Consider the following 20,532-nt stretch of genomic DNA (forward strand, 5'->3'; position numbering starts at 1 on the left):
AAATCAAGATTTCTAAAAAGAGAGTCTTAATCAAAATCTGTACGGACAAAGCGGACTTGTCCTAAAATCCGAACCGGGAGGTCTGCGACCTCCTGCGGAGTAAAATATTTTGGTTCATATTTAGGATTGGAAGCTTCCAAGATCATCAGATTGTTTTTGTAACGGACCTTTTTGACAGTGGCTTCTTCCCCAATTAAGACAACAGCAATTTTTCCATCTTCAACCGTATCGCATTGGCGGACAAACACAAGATCTCCATCGTAAATATGAGATCCTTCCATGGAGTCTCCTTGAATTCGTAAGAAGTAATCGCCACGAGGAGCATCTTTTCCATTGACTTCCACATAACCTTCAATCGATTCTTGGGCAAAAAGATCATAGCCGGCCTTGACAGTTCCAAGAATGGGCTTTAAAGAGGATGTTTCTTCATGAAGAAGTTTTTCTACATCATATCCTAAAACGTGAGATAACTTTTGAAGAGTACTTTTCTTAAGATCTGTACTTTCTCCGCTGATCCAGCGATATAGGGTCGAGGTAGAAACCCCGATGATCTTGGCTAGTTGTGTATGGTTGAGATCATTCTCAATTTCATACCGAATCAACAGTTCTTTTAGTTTCATACTTTCACTTCCTTGTGTCTATAATATCAAAAAAAACTAAATTTGAGAAAATATAAATATAAAATTATAAAAAATTCCCAAATCTATCTTGTATATGAGAAAACATCAAATTAAACTTCAAGATAGAAGGGAGAAGGAAATGGAAACATCAAGAATTTATATATGCATTGACCTGAAATCTTTTTATGCTTCTGTCGAATGTGTAGAAAGAGGTTTAGACCCTTTTGAGGTCAATCTTGTCGTTGCCGACCCGACAAGAGGAAAGGGAGCAATCACTCTAGCCGCAACACCAGCTATCAAAAAACAAGGGGTCAAAAGCCGGGGACGAATCTATGAGATTCCAGAAACTATTGATTATATCATTGCGATGCCCAGAATGCATCTTTATATGAAATATGCAGCGAAGATCTATGGGATATTTTTAAAATATATTGCGAAAGAAGATATTCATGTCTATTCGATTGACGAATCTTTTTTTGATATTACTTCCTATTTATCGCTCTATCATACAACACCGAAAGAGTTGGCCCTTCGTATTGTGCAGGATGTGTTTGATCAAACTGGAATCACGGCTTCGATCGGAATGGGAACTAATTTGTTTTTGGCCAAGGTTGCTTTGGATATTTTGGCCAAGCAATCCGATGATCATATAGGCTTTTTAGATGAGGGACTCTTTCGACAAAAATTGTGGCATCATCAGCCTATCACGGATTTTTGGATGATTGCCAGAGGAACAGCACAGCATTTAGCTCGCTTGGGAATTTGTGATTTATGGGGCATTACGCGGTTCCCTGAAGAAATTTTATACCGGGAATTTGGAATCAATGCAGAGATTTTGATCGATCATGCCTGGGGCAAAGAACCAGTGCAGATTCAAGATATCAAAGCGTATCATCCTAAAGGAAACTCTATTTCAAATTCCCAGATTTTGTTTTCAGATTATAGCTGTGAAGACGCTTACTTGATTTTAAAAGAAATGGTTGATATCCATACATTGCGACTGGTACGAAATCATTTGGTTACGGACCATATTTCCTTATTCATTGGATATTCAAAAAACATTCGGAAACCAAGCCGAGGGTCGTGCACGATCACGAATCGCACGAATTCGTATCAAATTTTGATGGAGGAGTATCGTCTTTTATTTCAGCGAATCTGTGATTCCAGGTATCCTATTCGACAAATCGCCATCACGTTTGGGCATCTGCAAGACGAAATATATGAGCAGTGGGACCTGTTTGCGGATAGATCATTTTTAGAAAAGGAACGAAAACTGCAGCAGACATTGATTCAAATCAAAGACCGGTATGGGAAAAATTCGGTTTTAAAAGGAATGAATATGCTTGAAGCAGCCACAGCTCGTTATCGAAATAATACGATTGGAGGACATCGGGCATGATGGATCGGAAACAGCGAGCTTATATTTTTCAATCTTTTGATGCCTTAAAAGGGTTTCGTGAGATGTTGAACGAAAAAGAACAGATTCAAGTGGCGCCAAGGATTCTTTCTGAAGATGATCTGGAAGAATTGAATCGCAAGATTCACCAGGTTCGGACAGGGGATATGCTTCAAATCGAGTATTGGGATCAAGGTGCGTATTTTCAGATGACAGGAAAGGTATCTTGTATCGATTTAGAGAATCGGCGGTTTCAGCTGGTAAAACAGAAAATCTTATTAGAACATATCGTAGATATTCAATTCATAGAGCAAGAAAAATAGCCGATCTTTTGCGTGTGATCGGCTATTTGATGTTTATTTATTCAGTTAATTCTTGAAGGCGATATCCGTATTCGCTTTCATCGGAATTTTCTAAAGTGTTTTCTTTTGCGTATTTTTTGACTGCTGCACTAGATTTTGCGATTGGCTGTAATGTACCAGCTCCTGCAACACAACCGCCAGGGCAAGCCATACCTTCTAACAGATAACCGTTGAGTCGTCCGGCTTTCGCCATCATCAACATGGTCTTACAGTTTTTAAGCCCTTCAGCCGCCTGTACTTTGACCTCGACTTCTGGATGTTCTTTGTTGATCAAAGATTTAACGGCTTTTGCGACACCGCCGCTAACCGCAAATTCACGACCGCGGTTGGATCCTTTATTTAATGGATCGTCAGCTTCTATCTCTTCAAGTTTAACATCTTTGGCAACGAACATTCCCATGACTTCTTCAAATGTCAAGACGAAGTCGACATCGCTTCGTACAGATTTACGGCTGGCTTCCAATTTCTTGGCAGCACAAGGTCCGATGAAGACAACCTTACAATCAGGATCATCTTTTTTGATCATACGAGCGGTCAAGACCATTGGAGTCAATGCCATAGAGATGTAAGGCGCGAATTGAGGGAATTGCTTCTTGGCCATGACAGACCATGCAGGACAACAAGAAGTTCCCATCCAAGGCTGTTTTTCAGGCACTTTGTCTAGGAAGTCCTCCGCTTCTTCGATCGTACAGAGGTCAGCACCGATCGCAACCTCTACAACATCTGAGAAACCTAACTGCTTTAAAGCCGCTGTTAATTTTTCTGGAGTTACACTAGGACCAAACTGGCCGACAAAAGCCGGGGCAACGGCAGCTACGACACGATGACCTTCTTTCATCGCATAGATCGTCTGGAAGATCTGACCTTTGTCAACGATGGCGCCAAACGGACAATTGACAAGGCACATTCCGCAGCTGACACATTTATCGTAGTCGATTACGGCTTTTCCGTCTTCATCGCTGCTGATCGCATCCATTCCGCAGCTTGCGGCACAAGGACGTTCGATTTTGGTGATGGCTTTGTAAGGGCAAGCTTCCATACAGCGACCACATTTAATACATTTATCCTGATCAATGTAACTTCTTCCGTCTACGATATGGATCGCATCTTTAGGACAAACCTCAGTACATTGATGAGATAAACAGCCTTGACAAGCATTTGTGACAAAAACTTTCTTTTCTGGACAAGCGTTACATGCGAATTTAATAATGTTGATCAAAGGATCATCGTAATATTTTTCGCCAATAGCACTTTCTTCAATACCATCGGAAAGAGCTTTGAATTCACCGGCATCACGAGTAGGAAGTCCCATTCCCAAACGAAGACGTTCACCAATGATGGCTCGTTCCAGGAAGATGCTGTTACGATAGGTGGCTTTGTCGCCAGGCAACAGCTCGTAAGGAATCTGTTCGATTCGTTTTGCCAAGTCATCACAATCTTCATAAGCCATGCTGGCGATGGCCGCAAAGACTTTTCGGCGAAGATCAGTGACAGAATTATATATACCGCGCATAGTTCCTCCTTATTAGATTTCTTTTCTATACCTTTTTCATTATATCGGACAAATGGAATAAAAAAAAGAAAAATTGATAACAAATTCACAATACGGTTTCGAATCAAAGAACATGCTATAATCAGGAAGGTGATCAGACATGAAACGAATCGTATGGGATTGGAATGGAACCCTATTTGATGATGTAGAACTTTGTTTTCACTGCATCAATTCTGTTTTGACTTCTCATCATTGTCAACCGCTGCCTGATGTAGAAGCATATCGGAACGTCTTTGGATTTCCCATTGAAGATTATTACCGAGAATTAGGATTTGATTTTTCAGTGACGCCTTTTTCTCAGTTAGCCAAAGAATATATGGAATTGTATCAAAAGAAGAGTTATCAGTGTTGCCTGGTCGAAGATGCTCAACAAGTGTTGTCACAGGTACAAAAGGATAAGATTCATCAGACTGTCTTATCTGCCAGCAAGAAAGAGTATCTGGACCGCCAGATCCAGGCGGTTGGTCTGTCAACTTCTTCTTTGGATGTGTATGGGATTCAGGACATCTATGCTCGCAGCAAACTGGCTTTAGCAAGAGAATATCAGAAAACATGCCGGCCTGATGATGAAATTTGGTTTATTGGAGATAGCCTGCATGATCATGAAGTGGCAGATGCTTTGGGAGCACATTGTCTTTTGGTTACAACGGGGCATCAATCCAGAAAACGTCTTGTGCAGTCGGGAGTACCAGTTTTGGATTCTTTAAAAGAATGTCTGGAGGTTGTTTATGGTTGAGGTCCTTGTCAAAGAAAATGATGCCGGGCAGCGTTTGGATCGCTTTTTACAAAAAACATTTATTTCTTTACCGGCTTCCATGATGTACAAAGGAATTCGTAATAAGAAGATCAAAGTAAATCGAAAACGCTGCGAACCCAAACAAATCTTATGTTCGGGAGATGTGATCTTATTGTTTCTTCCGCCCGAAGTCTTAACGGAACGATCCAAAAAACAGATTCGGGAAACGAAGCCCATCGAGGTGGTTTATGAAAATCATGATCTATTGATTGTCAATAAACCCTATGGATTGCTGTCTCAAAGCGATCAGCCAACCTGGCAAGATACTTTAGTAGAACGAGTTCGATATTATTTGTGGAAAAAGAAGGAGTATGATCCGGAAAATGAAAATAGTTTTTCGCCTGCTCTTTGCAATCGTTTGGATCGAAACACCAGCGGACTTGTGATCGCGGCAAAAAATGCGAAAGCGTTACGGATCCTAAATGCGGCCATGGCAAAGCATAAGATTCATAAATCGTATAAAGCACTGGTCCAAGGCACGTTTCAGGGATCGTTTCAATCGTATACATTTTATATCAAAAAAGAGCAGACGAAGGCGATTGTCTTAGATCATCCTTGTGCTGGTTATAAAAAAGCGCAGATGGATGTATCTAGAACAGCTAGTGAAGGAAATAATACTTGGGTAGAGGTTCAACTGCATACGGGACGTTTTCATCAGATTCGGGCGGGGATGGCTCATTATGGGTATCCTTTAGTAGGGGATCGAAAATATGGATATGCCGGTAAACAAAGTCAATATTCATTGTGTGCATATAAATTGGAGTTCGAGGATCTGGGATTAGATCTAAATCAACATGTTTTTATGCTTTCATATTAATGAAAAATTAACACTTATTTTTCTTGATGTATCCTAATCAAAAGACTATAATTCATTGTGTTTTGATTTTAAGGAGATTGAAATATGGATAGTTATCGTTATCTATTAGATCTGGCTCTGATTTTATTGGGTACGAAAGTGTTCGGATTGTTTTCTCGGAAACTGCGTATGCCAGCCGTTGTCGGAGCTTTGTTGGCAGGAATCTTGCTAGGACCTGCCGTCTTTGGTTTGGTGCAGCCAAGCAACCTGATCTCGACTTTATCTGAGATTGGTGTGATCGTATTGATGTTCGGGGCCGGTTTGGAAACCAGCATTACGGATCTGAAAAAAGCCGGTTTGAAGGCGTTTGTGATTGCGGTATTAGGTGTTTTGGTTCCTCTGGCTATGGGATATGCAATCGGCATGATGTATAACGTTGGACCAGAAGCCTGGATCGAGAATTTATTCTTAGGTGTTATTTTAACCGCAACTTCGGTAGGAATCACGGTTGAAACCTTGAAAGAGATGGGCGCTATGAAAACCGAGAGCGGGAATGCGATTTTGGCGGCTGCCGTAATTGATGATGTTTTGGGAATCATTGCTTTGACGATCGTTTCTGGCTTGGCCGACAGCAGCATCGATGTAGGAATGGTGCTGTTGAAGATCGTATTGTTCTTTATCTTTGCAGTTGTGGTGGGAATCGTATTACATAAGGCGTTTGCCTGGTGGTTTGATCATGACTCTCGCGGAGGTTTGCAGCGGTATTCAATTGTCAGCTTTGCCTTTGCCCTATTGATGGCCTATGCTTCGGAAGCATTCTTTGGGGTTGCGGACATTACGGGATCTTTTGTGGCCGGCTTGATTATTTCAGGAACCAGTCAATGTGCTTATGTTGAAAAACGTATTGGTACTTTGTCGTATCTGTTGATTTCGCCAGTATTTTTCGCAAGCATTGGACTGAAATTGGAACCGCTACAACTGTCAACCAGCTTATTGATCTTGATTGTTTTACTTTGCGTTGTATCGGTTGTCAGCAAAGTGGTCGGCTGCGGATTGGGAGGCTTGCTTTGCCGGTATTCAAAGACACAGTCGATTCGGATCGGATGCGGTATGGTTTCACGCGGAGAAGTTGCTTTGATCGTTGCCAATCGCGGGATGGCATTGGGCATCTTGCCTTCGATTTTTGTGACCCCTATTTTATTGTGTGTAGTCTTTACAACGATCATCACGCCTGTTTTATTGAAACTGGTTTATAATCCAAAAGGGGATGATCCTGATTATCTGCAGACTGTCCAAAAATGATCTTTGGTCACACTTTTGTAAGAAACGATCTCTATACTTTCTTGTATGGAGATCTTTTTTATTGGATTGAGTTTTTTGGGAATTCTACTTTTCGAAAGATATGGACTAAAAACAGAATTGCCTTGGATGGGAAAGCTTTGTTTTCTTTGCGGTCAGATCATAACGATTCGATCGCTTCCGCAAGAATCTATGACCGAAGGAATGGTCTTGTTGATTTATATTTATTGTTTGTTTTGGCAAGATTTAAAAACTTATTATATTTCCAAGAAATGGATCGTGCCTTCGTTATTTTTGATTCTTTATCTGGGATTTCCACAAAACTGGCTTTCTTCTGTGAGCGGAGCTTTGCTATATGGTCTTCCTTCATTCGCAATGCATCGTTTTAAACCGGAATGGATCGGTTTGGCGGATGTTGTTTACTTTTTTTATTTTGGTGCTTTATTGGGGCTGGAACGTATGATTGTCGCTTGTTTGATTGCGATTGGGATTGGTTTTTTTTGGATGCTTGGCATGAAAAAAACGATCCTTCCTTTTTGCTCATGTTTAAGTATAGGAGTATGGATCGCTTATCTTAAGGGGTATACTATTCTAATATCATTCGCGGATCTTTTGGGCTGATCACTGTGACAGGATCCTTCTGAAAAGGAACGTGGAAACGCAGCTGCTTGCTTTGTAGAAGCATGCCGCGGCTGTCCTCGATTTTTCCATATAAAGGATCATTGTAAATAGGATGGCCCAGATTTTTCATATGAACACGAATCTGATGGCGCCGTCCTGTCTGGATCTGTACCTGAATCAACGAAGTGTTAGATTTTTCTTCCAAAACTGTATACAAGGTACTGCAAGGCTTTCCCGTTTTTGAAATTCGCATTTTGTTGGCATCATGCCGGTCTTTTGCGATCGGGTTCTGAAGGATACCGTGCTTAGAGGACAAGATCCCTTTTACGATGCAAAGATATTCTTTTTGAATCAGATGGGTTCCCATTTGATGATCAAAGAAGGGCTGGAAGAAAGGAAATTTACAAAAGAGAACCAAGCCGCTCGCTTCGGTATCGATTCGATGGATCGCTTGAGCGTTGTAAGGCCATTTTTGTGAATCTAAATAGGCATTGATGCGCCCTTGTAAGGTGTCTGTGTGATGACCATCATCATGAACGAGTAAAAAAGCCGGTTTGAAGGCAACAATACAAAAGGAATCTTCGTAGACAACAGAAACTGGTTGATTCGAGTATTCGCAAGATTTTGCCTGCATTTTAAAAGAAATCGTATAGTTTTTTTTAGGTTCTAAAGTTGGGATCGAAAAATCGGTGCATCGATTCCAATGTTTTTTAGAACAAAAAAAATGATTTCGAAGTTCATCCAGACGGATTGGTTTCATGACTTGAAATCGCAACTGATAGGGAGTGCATTGTAAAATATTGTAAGATGCGGTCATATTCATAGATAATTTAAGTTTTTATCGATATAATGTCAATATAGAGGAGGATTTCAAAAATGAAAATCGTAAAATGCAATGAATGTGGTGCAGTGTTTGAAATGGTCGTAGAACCAAAAGGCGGACAGTTGCCAGAAGGATTCCACGAAGTTAAAGCCGGTACCACGGATGGAGCTTTAGAAAAACATGTACCAGTTGTAGAACAGAATGGACATAAATTGATCGTAAAAGTGGGCAGCGTTCCACATCCAATGTTGGAAGAACATTATATTACAGCCGTATGGGCAGAATTTGAAGATGGTACAGTGGAAAAGAAAACGTTGAATCCCGGACAGGAACCACAAGTTCATTTTTGTGTAAAACATCGTTCTGGTAAAGTGACTGTTTACGAATACTGCAATCTGCACGGGCTTTGGAAAACAGAATTCACGATCAGCGCAGAATAAAGACATGGACTTCCATGTCTTTTTTTCGTAAGATGAGTTCATGGAATCATTGATCGAATTTGGAAGAAAAAAGGGACGGTTCATTGTCTTTTGTCTGTTTTTGGGCCTAGTTGTCGGCATGGTTGAAAGTATCTTTGTTTCAGGCGTTCGGCTTTTAACGGATCTTCATTTGAAAATGGGCAGCCTTTTTTTATGGGGATTACCGGTTGGAGCTTTGTTGACACGATGGCTAATCAAAAATATAGGACACGATAAACAGAATATAGAACAGATTTTTCAAGCAGAAGAATCTGCGGTTCATATCCCTTTGAGGAATGCACCTTTAGCGATATCAGAAGCTTGGATTTCACATCTTTTGGGGGCTTGTACAGGCCGCGCGGGGGCCAGTCTGCAGCTGGGGTCGGCGATAGGAAGCTTCCTTCAAAAAAGAATTCCTGTCTTTTCGATGGGGTGTTCTTTGACTTGCGGAATCGCAGCAGCGCTGTCGTGTTTATTTGGCTGCCCGATTGCGGCTGCTTTTTTTGCGGTGGAAATCTTTTCGCGGCGATGGAAAGAGCTTCCTTATGCTTTATTGGCTTCTTTGATGTCTTATAGCGTACATCTTATTTTTCAAATTCCATCTTTGCGTCTATCTGTTTTGGAGTTGCCCAGCTTTTCGTGGGGTGTTTTGTTCAAAATCTTTTTGTGTGCAGTATTGTTTGGAGTTATAGGAAATCTTTTTGCGAGAAGTCTTCAGTGGGCTCGATCTCAGATACAAAAAAGTGAACATGCAATTGTTTTAATTATCGTCCTGAGTTTGATTTTGATGCTTTTGCTGATGTTCATTCGTAACTTTCGATATATTGGAACAGGTGAAATTCTTCTGCAAGCGGTCTTTGAAGGAGAACAGGTGTTTTTGTCAGATTGGATTTGGAAAGCGGTTTTGACAATATTGACATCGGCTTGTGGTTTTGTAGGCGGAGAAATGACGCCCATGTTTTCGGTTGGCGCTAGTTTAGGAGTCGTTTGCGGTCCCTTGGTTGGTCTGGATCCGTTGGTTTGTGCTGCAATCGGCATGCTTTGTGTTTTTGGAGCAGGGACGCATTCTATATGGGGAACGGCTTTTTTTGGCATTGAGATTTTTGGACTGTGGTTTGTTCCGCTTTCTTTGACGGCTGGTTTGGCATCCTGTCTTACTAAAGGAAAATGGAGTGTATATCGGCTGAACTCAAAATGAAAGCTACTTATTGTTAAGATACTTAAGTAATGGTATAATACCTCAGTCAGGAGGGATTTCATGTTAGAAGTAAGGCATCTTGTGAAAGATTATTCGACATCAACTGATGTTGTTCATGCGCTGAAGGACATCACAATTACTTTTCGTGATAGTGAGTTTGTTTCCATCTTGGGACAAAGCGGATGTGGTAAAACTACTTTTTTGAATATAATTGGTGGTTTAGATCATTACACCTCTGGAGATTTGATTATTAATGGCCGATCGACAAAGAATTATACAGATAAAGACTGGGATACTTATCGCAATCATCGAGTGGGGTTTGTGTTTCAGAGCTATAACCTGATCATGCACCAAACGGTGTTGAGCAATGTGGAATTGGCATTGACTTTAACGGGTGTTGGAAAAGAAGAGCGCCGAAAACGGGCAATCGAAGTTCTGAAAAAGGTTGGTTTGGAAGATCAGATCCATAAGAAGCCGACTCAAATGTCGGGAGGGCAAATGCAGAGGGTAGCTATTGCTCGGGCAATGGTCAATGCCCCGGATATTTTATTGGCAGATGAACCAACAGGAGCTTTGGATTCTAAAACGAGTGTTCAGATCATGGAACTTTTGAAAGAGATTTCTAAAGACCGGCTGGTTGTTATGGTGACTCACAATCCTGAACTGGCCAAACAATATTCGACTCGAATCATTCAACTTTTTGACGGTGAAGTCAAAGGCGATACAGATCCGGTCAGTCCTCAAGAGATCCAGCCCTCTTCAGAAGAGCTCAAGAAACCGGGAATGTCTTTTAAAACGGCTCTTTCGCTGAGCTTGAACAATTTAATGACAAAAAAAGGCAGGACGATTCTAACCAGCTTTGCGGGAAGCATCGGGATTATCGGGATTGCGCTGATCTTGTCGTTATCTAATGGAGTGCAGAACTATATCGATCGTGTAGAAAACGATACGATGGCAAGTTATCCCATTGAGATTCAGGATAATACAATGGATATGTCGACCATGATGGAAACCATGATGAATATGACTGAATCCAAAGAAGAGCAACAAAAAAATGAGGATGAGATCACATCTTCGCCATATATCAATGATATTCTCAATTCGATTTCGAGCTCATCGGAAAATAATCTTACTGCTTTTAAGTCTTACATTGAAAGCGATGGAGGGAAGGATTTGCGTGATCATGCGAAGGCAATTGAGTATAGCTATGGCCTGAGTCTTCATGTGTACAATGACTTGGGAGATCAAGGCTTGGTGCAAGTCAGCCCTAATGGATTATTAGAACGCTTGGGTTACTCGGATATGATGAATCTGTCTTCGCAATTTATGCCGTCTTCGAGTTCGATGATGAACAATGAGGTTTGGCTTCCTTTGCCGGATAGTCAGGAGCTTCGTGATGATGAGTATCAACTGGTGGCCGGAGAATGGGCCGATGATTATAATGAGGTTGTGATCGAGGTCGATGAAAACAACGAGATCTCCGATTATGTCCTATATTCTTTGGGATTGATGAATCAGGATGAGCTGGTTGAAAACTATGAGGAACTGCTGGCGGGCAATCGCGATAAGATCCAGACAAGTGAAAGCGTAACCTATACAATGGATGAATTGATGGATACGACATTTAAATTGATTCCCAATTCGGATCTTTATCAGAAAATCAATGGGGTATGGATCGATAAAAGCGATGATGAAGCTTACGTTGACAAATTGATGGCCGATGCCGAAGAGATCAAAATCGTCGGAATAATCAAGCCGACTGATTCGACGGTGTCTTCTACGACCATGGGTGGAGTTTACTATACTAGTGCGATGCAGGATCATATGATCGATGTTTGTTCGCAATCTGAGATCGTTCAAGAACAGATTGCCCATCCAGATATCAATGTCTTTACAGGGGCCGAGTTTTCAAATGCAGAAAAAATTCAGATGTCGGATCTGAGCACAGAACAGCAAATGGCTCTGGCAAGTATGTCTCAAGAAGAGCTGATGGCTTATATCCAGACATATAATGATAATTTGAATGCCACTTACGAGACGAATCTTCAGAAACTGGGCTATATTGATTTGAATAATCCTACCGCAATTCAGATCTATGCTTCCAACTTCGAAGACAAAGAAATGATCAGCGATCAGATCAATGCGTATAATGAAGAACAAAAAGCGAACGGTGACATCAACAATGTGATCACATATAACGATTTTATTGGGATGATGTTGTCGAGCGTGACCAGTGTGATCAATATGATCTCTTATGTTTTGATTGGATTTGTTTCTGTATCTTTGATCGTTTCCAGTATAATGATTGGAATCATCACCTATATTTCCGTTCTGGAAAGAACCAAAGAAATCGGAATCTTGCGTTCCATCGGAGCTTCAAAAAAAGATATATCGCATGTCTTTAATGCCGAGACTTTTATCATCGGTCTATGCAGCGGCTGCATGGGGATCTTGATTACTTTGTTATTGAATCTTCCTATCAGTTTGATTGTGGAACATCTAACGGGAGTTTCGCATATTGCTCGTTTGCCATGGCAAGGAGGGCTGATTCTGATTTTGATCAGCTTGATCTTAACGGTGATTGCCGGGCTGATACCAAGCCGTTATGCCTCGAAAAAGGATCCTGTAGAAGCTTTGAGAAGTGAATAGTATCGTGTCGGGTCGAAAGATCCGACATTTTTGTTTCAAGAATGAAAACGCATACATTTTACTGAAAAATCGTTTTAATTTCATAAAAAAGTGGTATACTTGGAAATGAGTAATCACTATGTAGTATAGGAGGATGGTTATGGAACAAAATAATATGCTCGCAATGATCCTGGCGGGCGGGCGTGGAACGCGTTTACTGGATTTGACCAAGAAAAACGCAAAACCAGCCGTTTACTTTGGCGGGAAATATCGAATCATTGACTTCCCGTTGAGCAACTGTGCCAATTCAGGAATCAAAGTCGTCGGTGTACTGACACAATATGAGTCCGTTATGTTGAATGCATACGCCGGAGCCGGACAGCGTTGGGGATTAGATACCCGAGGAAGCGGTGTTTATGTATTGCCGCCACGAGAAAAAGACGGAACAAAATTTGATGTGTATCAAGGAACTGCTGATGCCATCACTCAAAATATCGATTTTATTGATACCTTTGATCCTGAATATGTTTTGATTCTTTCGGGTGACCATATCTACAAAATGGACTATGCAGATATGCTTTCATTACACAAAGAAACAGAAGCTGCCTGTACGATTGCCGTGTTGCCGGTTCCTATGAAAGAAGCGAGTCGTTTTGGAATCATGAATACAGATGAGGAAGGACGCATCGTAGAATTCGAAGAAAAACCAGCACATCCAAAATCAAATCTGGCAAGTATGGGTATTTACATTTTCAATTGGAAGGACCTTCGTAAAGAATTGATTGCGGATATGAGTGTAGAAGGCAGTCATCATGATTTTGGAAAAGACATCATTCCTTCTTTCTTGAATCAAGGAAAGAAACTGCAGGCTTATAAATTTGAAGGTTATTGGAAAGATGTAGGAACTATTGATTCTCTGTGGGAAGCCAATATGGATCTTTTGGACAAGACCAGTGAGTTAAATCTGGACGATCCAGAATGGAAGATCTACACCGAAGATGTTCCGGCACTGCCGCATTATGTAGGACCGGAAGGATCGGTCAAGAATAGTTACATCAATCAAGGTGCTATCATTCGCGGACATGTGGAAAGCTCTGTTCTTTTCAATGATGTGACGATCGATAAAGATGCTACTGTAGAACAAGCTGTATTGATGCCGGGGGTTACCGTAGGTGAAGGAGCTAAGGTCTATCGCGCTATCGTTGCGGATGGTGTCAAGATCGATCCAGGTGCTGTTGTAGGCTCCTTGGACAGTGAAGAGATCGCGTTGATTTCAAAACGCGTAAAGAAAGGGGAGTAACCGACAATGTGTGATGCATTAGGAATCGTAACTTATAATGACCCGAGCGTTTATGTGAGAGGCTTGCAGAAATATCGTCCGATTGCGGCATTTAGTTTTATTGGAAGATATCGATTGATCGATTTTCCACTCTCTAACATGGCCAATTCAGGAATCCATGATATCAAGGTTTTTGTAAATGGCAACCCTCAGCCATTGATTGAACATGTTGGCAGTGGCCGTCATTATAATATCAACTCGAAACATGGACGTATTGATTTGATTCCTTTATATCGTGAAGATGGAGCCATTCAGTATGTTTCGGATGTTCAAAGCTATTATGATCAGATCGATTCAATCCAGGAAAATAAAAATGATTATGTGGTCATTGCGCCAGTCAATATGGTTTATATGGTCAATTATGCCGATTATTTGGATCAGCATATCCAAAGCGGTGCTGAAATCACAATGTTATATCAGAATGTGGATGATGCCAAAACACATTACATCAATTGCGATGTATTGCAGATGAATCGCCAAAAAGGGGTTCTGAGCATTGAGAGCAATCTTGGCAACTATAAGAATCGCCAGCTTTCTTTACAGACTTATATCATGTCAAAAGAGATCTTTGTTTCTTTAGTTGAAGAAGCACGTAAGGTCAGCAGCATGTATTGGTTCAAAGACATTGTCAATGATCATTGTAAAGATATGGATATTCGCGGTGTCAATTTTAGAGGCAGCGTTTACTGCATCAATGATTTAAAATCGTATTATGATAGCAACATGGCAATTTTGAATGAGGCGAATATGCGTGAATTCTCAAATCCAAAATGGCCGGCATATACACGGACAAATGACAGTGCACCAGCCATTTATTTGGATGGCGGAAGTGCTATTGGCTCTTTAGTATCCAACAGCAGTGAGATTCATGGAGAAGTGGTCAATTCGATCATTGGCCGAGCTTGCAAGGTAGGAAAAGGCGCTCATATTGAAAACTGCTTGATCTTGCCAGATGTTGAGATCGGAGACAATGCGGTCTTGAAAAATGTGATTGTTGACAAACATACGAAGATCTATAAAAAGATCGATTTGACAGGAACTCCGGAAGATCCGCTTTATATTGGTAGAAGGGAGAATATTTAATGGCTTCGATTTTAATGGTTGCTGGTGAAGGGCTTCCTTTTATCAAAACAGGGGGCCTTGCCGATGTAATTGGTTCTTTGCCCAAGGCGTTGACAGACCAGGGACATGAAGTGAAGGTCGTTATGCCTTTATACAAGAAAATCGCGGAAAAATATATGGATGATCTATATTTTGATTGCGAATATTCGGTGTCGATCGCTTATCATGAAGTTCCTGTAAGGGTGTATTCGAAAATGGAAGGCGATGTGTGTTTTTTCTTCATTCAACATCAAGGATATTTTGAAAGAGATACGCTTTATGGTTACGATGATGATGGAGAGCGTTTCGCGTATTTCCAAAAAGCTGTGATCGAGATGCTGAATCAGTTGAATTACTGGCCTAACATTATTCATTGTCATGATTGGCATACTGGTATGATTCCATGCATGGTAAAAGAAACTCACGATAATGATGCGCGTTATCGCAGTATTCGTTTTGTATACACGATCCATAACTTAGCTTACCAAGGAAATTTTGGACCAGAGATGTTGGATTCTTGTCTGGGACTTCCATATTACCTGCTGGATAATGGAAATGTACGTTTTGATGGCGGTATTTCCTTTATGAAATCTGGAATTTTATATTCTGATAAAGTCACGACCGTTTCTCCCACTTATGCGCAAGAAATCTTAACTCCACAGTATGGGGAACATTTAGAAGCAATCTTGAATATGCGAAAATATGATCTTTGGGGAATCGTTAACGGAATCGACATTGATTTGTGGAATCCAAAGACCGATCCAGAGATTCCGTATCATTTCGACAAAGTGAATATGGACAAACAAAAGAAAGAGAATAAACTTGCACTTCAAAGAGAGTTAGGACTTGAAGAGAACCCGGACGTATTGCTTGTAGGTTGTGTTAGCCGTTTAACATGGCAAAAAGGATTCTATCTATTGATGGAACAGTTAGATGCTTTATGTGCGGCTCCGATCCAAATCGCGATCTTAGGCAGCGGAGAGAATCAGATCGAAAATAAATTCCGCGAACTAGAGAATGGAAATAAAGGAAAGATCTGTTTCTATTATGGCTATAACGAGAGCTTGGCTCATCGCATCTATGCTGCCAGTGATTTATTTTTAATGCCGAGTCTTTTCGAACCTTGTGGTATTTCGCAACTTTGCTCAATGCGTTATGGAACGCTTCCTCTGGTTCGTGAGACGGGTGGTTTAAAAGATACAGTCAATCCATATAATGAATACGATAAGAGTGGAAACGGCTTCAGCTTTGAGAACTACAATTCAAATGAGTTGATCAATACGCTTTATTATGCAATCGATGTCTTCTATAATCGCAAAGATGATTGGAAGATGTTGCAGACTAACGCATTGAATACCGATGTAAGTTGGGCAAATAGTGCAAAGACCTATTCTTTGCTTTATGATGAATTGATGTCAAATTCATGAAGATCTTGATTAGCGCTTGCCTTTGTAAGGAGCGTTGTCGATACGATGGAAGGGATTGTTTTCGCAAAGAGGTCATGGATCTGATCGCCGGACATGAAATCGTACCAGTTTGTCCTGAAGCTTATTTAGGAATCCCGAGAGCACCTTGTGAGATCTTGAATGGCCGATTGATTGATAAAAATGGGGAAGATCTGACAGAGAGTATGCAGGAATCCATAACGAAAATACTGAATGAAGTTCATTTGGAATCGGTTGATTTAGCGATCTTGAAAGCTCGTTCACCGACTTGCGGTTATGGATGGATCTTTGATGGAAACTTCAAAAATCGTCTGATTTATGGATATGGAATGTTTGCGAAAGTCCTTGCAGATCGAGGAATTCGAATCTTGGAAGTTGACTGAAATTATATTGATTTATTGATAGAAATGGACTAAAATATTTTTAGATTTACTTTAGGAGGAAATTTATAATGAAACAAGTGACTGTTACTGTAGTTGATCCAGTAGGATTACATGCTCGTCCTGCAACTGTTGCGGTAAATGCCGCCAGCAAATTTAAGAGCGAAATCAATGTTGCATTCAAAGGACGTGAAGTAAACATGAAATCAATCATGGGCGTTATGTCTTTAGGAATTCCTACACAGTCTGAAATTACAATCAGCTGCTCTGGAGAAGACGAAGAAGAAGCTATTGCAGCTATCGAAGAAGTACTTCGCGCACAAAAAATCATTGCTTAATTGAATCAAAAAGAAAAGCCTTCGGGCTTTTTTTTTGATTTTTCCTAATGAAAAATCAAACATTTTATCTTGAAAGAAATTTTCATCGTCGTATAATTAAAGCAAGTCAAAAATTTCAAAAACGAGTAGTAAGGAGAGAGAATCATGGAAATTTTGAAATTGTTGGGTATCCTGATTGTCATCATTGGATTTATCCTCAAGCTGGATTCCATCTTGATAATCATGGTTGCTGCGGTTGTAACAGCACTTGTATCTGGCATCGACCTTGTCACTTTTTTAGAAACATTAGGATCGAGCTTTGTATCGAACCGAAGCATGTGTACATTTATTATTGTTCTGGTACTTACCGGAACCCTGGAACGAAACGGTTTGAAACAAGCGGCGGCAGAGTTTATGGGAAAATTCAAAAACGCTTCTGCTGGTCTGATTGTTGGTATTTATGGAATTATCCGTCTGATTTTTGGTGCGTTTAATATCAGTGTAGGTGGAGCGGCCAGCTTTATTCGTCCTATTGTTATGCCTATGGCACAAGCGATCGTCGAAAAGGATGGACATCCAATTGCTGATGAGTATTTGGAACAGTTAAAAGGTATGTCCAGTGCTATGGATAACGTGGCATGGTTCTTTGGCCAAGTTTTGTTTGTTGGAACGAGTGGAATGTTGTTAGTGCAATCTACATTGGCTGATCTTGGTTATGAAGTAGCGCTGATCGATCTGGCCAGCGTTCAGATCCCGGTAGCTTTGATCGCAACTGCTGTTGCTATCATTTATTATTTCTTGAAAGATAGACGTCTGGCCAAGAAATATGCAGGAGGTGCTAAATCATGACGAACCCTATGGAATTTTTCATGAGTGTTGATGTTTCACTTTCAGATAAACTGTTAGAAATTTTGTATTTCGTGATTGGCTTGATCGCCATCTATGTCGCAATTCGCAATCTGAATGATAAGACCAACGAAAAAAGATTTGGTACATTTATTTTCTGGTTCTTGTTAGGACTGATGTTTTTGATCGGAAAATGGATTCCGCCGATGGCTACAGGTGTATTAATGGTATTGATGGTCTTGAGTCCAATCTTTAAACAAGTGAAGGCTGGAAATGAGCCTAGTCCAACGCCGGAAGAAATGCAGAATAATTATAAAAAAATTGGATATAAAGTTTTTGTGCCGGCCCTTTCCATTGGTGCATTTGCACTAATTGCGGCTCTGTTTACAACGATTTCACCAATCTTTGGTATGGGAGTCGGTGTTGTTTTCGGAATCATCTTATTGATGCTCTTTTCCAAAGAAAACACGCCTAAGGTGTTTTTAAATGATGGTCGGCGTATGTTAGATATCGTGGGACCGCTGAGTATGTTACCGACTTTGTTGGCTGCTTTGGGAGCCGTCTTCACTACAGCCGGTGTCGGAGATGTGATTTCTGGTTTAGTCACAAATATCATTCCAGAAGGAAATGTAGCTTTTGGTATCATTGTTTATGCGGTTGGCATGGCATTGTTCACAATGGTCATGGGAAATGCTTTTGCGGCAATTACGGTAATGACAGTTGGTATTGGGGCTCCATTTGTATTGGCTTATGGTGCTGATCCGGTCATTATCGGTTCTTTAGCTCTGACTTGTGGTTATTGTGGTACCTTGTGTACGCCGATGGCGGCCAACTTCAATATCGTTCCTGTAGCGGTTTTGGAGATGAAAGACGATTATGGGGTTATCAAAAACCAAGTATTGATTGCGGCTATTATGCTTGTTATACAAATTATAATGATGATCGTTTTATCTTAGAATACGATCTAGAGAGGCTTTCTTATGAAAAAAATACTGATTACTGGCTTTGATCCTTTTGGCGGCGAAAAAATCAATCCGGCTTATGAAGCTGTAAAGCTTTTGCCGGATCAAATTGCAGACGCTGAAGTGATTAAGCTGGAAGTACCAACCGTATTTGGAAAAGGTCCACAGAAGACAGTCGACGCTATTGAAGAATTTCATCCTGATTATGTATTGTGCATTGGGCAAGCGGGTGGACGTTCGCAGATAACACCTGAGTTTGTCGGTATCAATTATGTGCAAGCCCGTATTCCGGATAATGAAGGCAATCAACCAATGAATCAGCCATTAGTAGAAGGAGCTCCGGCTGCTTACTTTGCGACGATTCCGGTTCATGCGATGGTAGAAGAGATGAAAAAGGCTGGTATTCCGGCATCGGTTTCTTTTACGGCAGGAACCTATGTGTGCAATGCGATGTTATATTGTGTTATGCATGCTTTGGCAACAAAACATCCTACGATTAAAGGCGGATTTATGCATGTTCCATATGCCACAGAACAAACTGTGAATCAACCGGCTGGAACTCCGGGAATGAATCTTTCTGATATCGCAAAAGGAATTGAATTAGCCGTAAAGGCCATAGTAGAAAATGAAACAGATATCCAAACGGTTGGGGGAGAAACTCATTGATCTTTTCTCCTGTTGCGTTGAATGAAGATATTTTAGTTTCTGGTGTTGAATTGAAAACGAGCGAGTCTACGCTTTTTGAAGATCTTCCAGCTCTTTCCAAAAAGTATGCTAAGATTCGCCCGCATATTCAATTTCAGATCAAGCCTTTAACTACTTGTGTGGCTTCGGGACCCAATAAAGTTTTTATGGGTGATTTTGTTTTGAAGAAAAATAAAGAGTTTAAAAATCTTTATATCTCAAAAGGTATTGAAGCAGTTAAGGTGAATATTCCTGTTCATTCTCAGTTGACTTTGCCGGCAAAAGTCGCAAAGATTCGAAAACGTTTTTATGATGAATGGTTACCGTCCAGTGGTTATCGGTCTTTTCCGGAATGGAAAGATCTGGAAGTTTATCATTATCGTCGACGTTATTTTCGAAAATCACGTAAAATGATCATGGAATTATGGTTTTTGATTGAAAAGAGTGAAAAAAATGACAATTGATCCACAATCCGCTATTATTTATGCCGCATATGGCAGCAACCTGGATTTAAAGGCTATGGCAAAGCGATGTCCCGATGCGAAACGGCTTTCGAAAGGGATCCTTAAAGATTATAAACTTGTGTTTGGAGCTAAAGGATTCTTGGACGTCGTACCTTCTCAAGGAGATCGCGTCCAAGTTGGTGTCTATTCGGTATCTATGACAGATCTAGCGGCATTGGATGAATATGAAGAGTATCCTGAACTATATGATCGGATTCCGTTAATGATCCATACTGAAGATCTGGGGGATGTTGAGGCCTTGGTTTATGTCATGCAGCCATATACAGATCAGAAATATCCTTCGGAAACATATTGGAAGACAATCAAGCAAGGCTTTGAAGATTATGGTTTTGATGTATCGGATCTTGAGCGGGCTCGTGATAGTGTGATGTAGAGACATTCTGAA

General features: G+C 40.7%; 22 protein-coding genes. 19 read left to right on the forward strand and 3 right to left on the reverse strand.

Annotated features, from left to right (window positions below):
• Positions 1-26: 26 nt before the first annotated feature.
• On the reverse strand, positions 27-620 hold the full coding sequence (locus HNQ43_RS07375) for a LexA family protein (RefSeq protein WP_183376364.1): 594 nt from the start codon (positions 618-620) through the stop codon (positions 27-29).
• A 139-nt stretch (positions 621-759) separates the two neighbouring features.
• Here HNQ43_RS07375 and HNQ43_RS07380 point away from each other — a divergent pair, with 139 nt between their 5' ends.
• The gene (locus HNQ43_RS07380; RefSeq protein WP_183376366.1) at positions 760-2,019 is read left to right on the forward strand and encodes a Y-family DNA polymerase; all 1,260 of its coding nucleotides are present in this window, start codon (positions 760-762) and stop codon (positions 2,017-2,019) included.
• The gene (locus HNQ43_RS07385) at positions 2,016-2,339 is read left to right on the forward strand and encodes a YolD-like family protein (protein WP_183376368.1); all 324 of its coding nucleotides are present in this window, start codon (positions 2,016-2,018) and stop codon (positions 2,337-2,339) included. Before HNQ43_RS07380 ends, HNQ43_RS07385 begins: the two co-directional genes overlap by 4 nt.
• Before the next feature lie 37 nt (positions 2,340-2,376).
• Here the strand turns inward: HNQ43_RS07385 and HNQ43_RS07390 are convergent, their stop codons facing one another.
• Positions 2,377-3,891, reverse strand: a complete 1,515-nt coding sequence (locus tag HNQ43_RS07390; RefSeq protein WP_183376370.1) for a 4Fe-4S dicluster domain-containing protein — start codon at positions 3,889-3,891, stop codon at positions 2,377-2,379.
• Between the two features lie 139 nt (positions 3,892-4,030).
• Here HNQ43_RS07390 and HNQ43_RS07395 point away from each other — a divergent pair, with 139 nt between their 5' ends.
• From HNQ43_RS07395 to HNQ43_RS07410, 4 genes are all read left to right on the forward strand, one after another.
• Positions 4,031-4,666 (forward strand): HAD family hydrolase, encoded by a 636-nt coding sequence (locus tag HNQ43_RS07395; protein ID WP_183376372.1) that lies wholly within the window; start codon positions 4,031-4,033, stop codon positions 4,664-4,666.
• A complete protein-coding gene (locus tag HNQ43_RS07400; RefSeq protein ID WP_183376374.1) occupies positions 4,659-5,543 on the forward strand; it encodes an RluA family pseudouridine synthase in 885 nt (294 codons plus the stop codon). The genes HNQ43_RS07395 and HNQ43_RS07400 overlap by 8 nt, the downstream gene beginning before the upstream one ends.
• A gap of 84 nt (positions 5,544-5,627) precedes the next feature.
• Positions 5,628-6,824, forward strand: coding sequence for a cation:proton antiporter (locus HNQ43_RS07405; protein ID WP_183376376.1), 1,197 nt, complete (start codon positions 5,628-5,630; stop codon positions 6,822-6,824).
• A 45-nt stretch (positions 6,825-6,869) separates the two neighbouring features.
• The gene (locus tag HNQ43_RS07410; protein WP_183376378.1) at positions 6,870-7,442 is read left to right on the forward strand and encodes a prepilin peptidase; all 573 of its coding nucleotides are present in this window, start codon (positions 6,870-6,872) and stop codon (positions 7,440-7,442) included.
• On the opposite strand, the gene HNQ43_RS07415 is transcribed toward HNQ43_RS07410, so the two are convergent.
• Positions 7,408-8,265: an RluA family pseudouridine synthase gene (locus HNQ43_RS07415; protein WP_183376380.1), complete on the reverse strand. Its 858-nt coding sequence runs from the start codon at positions 8,263-8,265 to the stop codon at positions 7,408-7,410. The two genes, HNQ43_RS07410 and HNQ43_RS07415, sit on opposite strands and share 35 nt — an antisense overlap.
• A gap of 53 nt (positions 8,266-8,318) precedes the next feature.
• Between HNQ43_RS07415 and HNQ43_RS07420 the strand changes: the two genes are divergently transcribed.
• The 13 genes from HNQ43_RS07420 to HNQ43_RS07480 all read left to right on the forward strand — a co-directional run bounded on the left by HNQ43_RS07420 (position 8,319) and on the right by HNQ43_RS07480 (position 20,520).
• On the forward strand, positions 8,319-8,705 hold the full coding sequence (locus HNQ43_RS07420; protein ID WP_183376382.1) for a desulfoferrodoxin family protein: 387 nt from the start codon (positions 8,319-8,321) through the stop codon (positions 8,703-8,705).
• A 40-nt stretch (positions 8,706-8,745) separates the two neighbouring features.
• A complete protein-coding gene (locus tag HNQ43_RS07425) occupies positions 8,746-9,921 on the forward strand; it encodes a chloride channel protein (protein WP_183376384.1) in 1,176 nt (391 codons plus the stop codon).
• Between the two features lie 60 nt (positions 9,922-9,981).
• A complete protein-coding gene (locus HNQ43_RS07430) occupies positions 9,982-12,570 on the forward strand; it encodes an ABC transporter ATP-binding protein/permease (RefSeq protein ID WP_183376386.1) in 2,589 nt (862 codons plus the stop codon).
• Between the two features lie 139 nt (positions 12,571-12,709).
• A complete protein-coding gene (locus HNQ43_RS07435) occupies positions 12,710-13,849 on the forward strand; it encodes a glucose-1-phosphate adenylyltransferase (RefSeq protein ID WP_183376387.1) in 1,140 nt (379 codons plus the stop codon).
• Between the two features lie 6 nt (positions 13,850-13,855).
• Positions 13,856-14,971: a glucose-1-phosphate adenylyltransferase subunit GlgD gene (gene glgD, locus HNQ43_RS07440; protein WP_183376388.1), complete on the forward strand. Its 1,116-nt coding sequence runs from the start codon at positions 13,856-13,858 to the stop codon at positions 14,969-14,971.
• Complete coding sequence (gene glgA, locus HNQ43_RS07445) at positions 14,971-16,416, forward strand: glycogen synthase GlgA (protein WP_183376389.1); 1,446 nt, start codon at positions 14,971-14,973, stop codon at positions 16,414-16,416. The genes glgD and glgA overlap by 1 nt, the downstream gene beginning before the upstream one ends.
• Positions 16,413-16,817, forward strand: coding sequence for a 2-thiouracil desulfurase family protein (locus HNQ43_RS07450; protein ID WP_183376390.1), 405 nt, complete (start codon positions 16,413-16,415; stop codon positions 16,815-16,817). The genes glgA and HNQ43_RS07450 overlap by 4 nt, the downstream gene beginning before the upstream one ends.
• Positions 16,818-16,885: 68 nt before the next feature.
• On the forward strand, positions 16,886-17,152 hold the full coding sequence (locus tag HNQ43_RS07455) for a phosphocarrier protein HPr (RefSeq protein WP_022789300.1): 267 nt from the start codon (positions 16,886-16,888) through the stop codon (positions 17,150-17,152).
• A gap of 144 nt (positions 17,153-17,296) precedes the next feature.
• Positions 17,297-17,980, forward strand: coding sequence for a DUF969 domain-containing protein (locus HNQ43_RS07460; RefSeq protein WP_183376391.1), 684 nt, complete (start codon positions 17,297-17,299; stop codon positions 17,978-17,980).
• Positions 17,977-18,933: a DUF979 domain-containing protein gene (locus tag HNQ43_RS07465; RefSeq protein ID WP_221248037.1), complete on the forward strand. Its 957-nt coding sequence runs from the start codon at positions 17,977-17,979 to the stop codon at positions 18,931-18,933. The genes HNQ43_RS07460 and HNQ43_RS07465 overlap by 4 nt, the downstream gene beginning before the upstream one ends.
• 24 nt (positions 18,934-18,957) lie before the next feature.
• Positions 18,958-19,605 carry a pyroglutamyl-peptidase I gene (pcp, locus tag HNQ43_RS07470; RefSeq protein WP_183376392.1) on the forward strand — a complete coding sequence of 216 codons (648 nt, stop codon included), beginning with the start codon at positions 18,958-18,960 and terminating at the stop codon, positions 19,603-19,605.
• The gene (locus HNQ43_RS07475; RefSeq protein WP_183376394.1) at positions 19,602-20,087 is read left to right on the forward strand and encodes a hypothetical protein; all 486 of its coding nucleotides are present in this window, start codon (positions 19,602-19,604) and stop codon (positions 20,085-20,087) included. Before pcp ends, HNQ43_RS07475 begins: the two co-directional genes overlap by 4 nt.
• Positions 20,077-20,520 (forward strand): gamma-glutamylcyclotransferase family protein, encoded by a 444-nt coding sequence (locus HNQ43_RS07480; protein WP_183376396.1) that lies wholly within the window; start codon positions 20,077-20,079, stop codon positions 20,518-20,520. The genes HNQ43_RS07475 and HNQ43_RS07480 overlap by 11 nt, the downstream gene beginning before the upstream one ends.
• Positions 20,521-20,532 lie beyond the last annotated feature (12 nt).

It is taken from the genome of Faecalicoccus acidiformans (assembly GCF_014202635.1).
GTDB lineage: Bacteria > Bacillota_I > Bacilli_A > Erysipelotrichales > Erysipelotrichaceae > Faecalicoccus > Faecalicoccus acidiformans.

What these genes read in the sequence shown, in the direction of transcription:
- HNQ43_RS07375 (WP_183376364.1), bottom strand. Translation starts at nt 620, where the DNA reads ATGAAACTAAAAGAACTGTTGATTCGGTATGAAATTGAGAATGATCTC.
- HNQ43_RS07380 (WP_183376366.1), top strand. Translation starts at nt 760, where the DNA reads ATGGAAACATCAAGAATTTATATATGCATTGACCTGAAATCTTTTTAT.
- HNQ43_RS07385 (WP_183376368.1), top strand. Translation starts at nt 2,016, where the DNA reads ATGATGGATCGGAAACAGCGAGCTTATATTTTTCAATCTTTTGATGCC.
- HNQ43_RS07390 (WP_183376370.1), bottom strand. Translation starts at nt 3,891, where the DNA reads ATGCGCGGTATATATAATTCTGTCACTGATCTTCGCCGAAAAGTCTTT.
- HNQ43_RS07395 (WP_183376372.1), top strand. Translation starts at nt 4,031, where the DNA reads ATGAAACGAATCGTATGGGATTGGAATGGAACCCTATTTGATGATGTA.
- HNQ43_RS07400 (WP_183376374.1), top strand. Translation starts at nt 4,659, where the DNA reads ATGGTTGAGGTCCTTGTCAAAGAAAATGATGCCGGGCAGCGTTTGGAT.
- HNQ43_RS07405 (WP_183376376.1), top strand. Translation starts at nt 5,628, where the DNA reads ATGGATAGTTATCGTTATCTATTAGATCTGGCTCTGATTTTATTGGGT.
- HNQ43_RS07410 (WP_183376378.1), top strand. Translation starts at nt 6,870, where the DNA reads ATGGAGATCTTTTTTATTGGATTGAGTTTTTTGGGAATTCTACTTTTC.
- HNQ43_RS07415 (WP_183376380.1), bottom strand. Translation starts at nt 8,265, where the DNA reads ATGAATATGACCGCATCTTACAATATTTTACAATGCACTCCCTATCAG.
- HNQ43_RS07420 (WP_183376382.1), top strand. Translation starts at nt 8,319, where the DNA reads ATGAAAATCGTAAAATGCAATGAATGTGGTGCAGTGTTTGAAATGGTC.
- HNQ43_RS07425 (WP_183376384.1), top strand. Translation starts at nt 8,746, where the DNA reads ATGGAATCATTGATCGAATTTGGAAGAAAAAAGGGACGGTTCATTGTC.
- HNQ43_RS07430 (WP_183376386.1), top strand. Translation starts at nt 9,982, where the DNA reads ATGTTAGAAGTAAGGCATCTTGTGAAAGATTATTCGACATCAACTGAT.
- HNQ43_RS07435 (WP_183376387.1), top strand. Translation starts at nt 12,710, where the DNA reads ATGGAACAAAATAATATGCTCGCAATGATCCTGGCGGGCGGGCGTGGA.
- glgD (WP_183376388.1), top strand. Translation starts at nt 13,856, where the DNA reads ATGTGTGATGCATTAGGAATCGTAACTTATAATGACCCGAGCGTTTAT.
- glgA (WP_183376389.1), top strand. Translation starts at nt 14,971, where the DNA reads ATGGCTTCGATTTTAATGGTTGCTGGTGAAGGGCTTCCTTTTATCAAA.
- HNQ43_RS07450 (WP_183376390.1), top strand. Translation starts at nt 16,413, where the DNA reads ATGAAGATCTTGATTAGCGCTTGCCTTTGTAAGGAGCGTTGTCGATAC.
- HNQ43_RS07455 (WP_022789300.1), top strand. Translation starts at nt 16,886, where the DNA reads ATGAAACAAGTGACTGTTACTGTAGTTGATCCAGTAGGATTACATGCT.
- HNQ43_RS07460 (WP_183376391.1), top strand. Translation starts at nt 17,297, where the DNA reads ATGGAAATTTTGAAATTGTTGGGTATCCTGATTGTCATCATTGGATTT.
- HNQ43_RS07465 (WP_221248037.1), top strand. Translation starts at nt 17,977, where the DNA reads ATGACGAACCCTATGGAATTTTTCATGAGTGTTGATGTTTCACTTTCA.
- pcp (WP_183376392.1), top strand. Translation starts at nt 18,958, where the DNA reads ATGAAAAAAATACTGATTACTGGCTTTGATCCTTTTGGCGGCGAAAAA.
- HNQ43_RS07480 (WP_183376396.1), top strand. Translation starts at nt 20,077, where the DNA reads ATGACAATTGATCCACAATCCGCTATTATTTATGCCGCATATGGCAGC.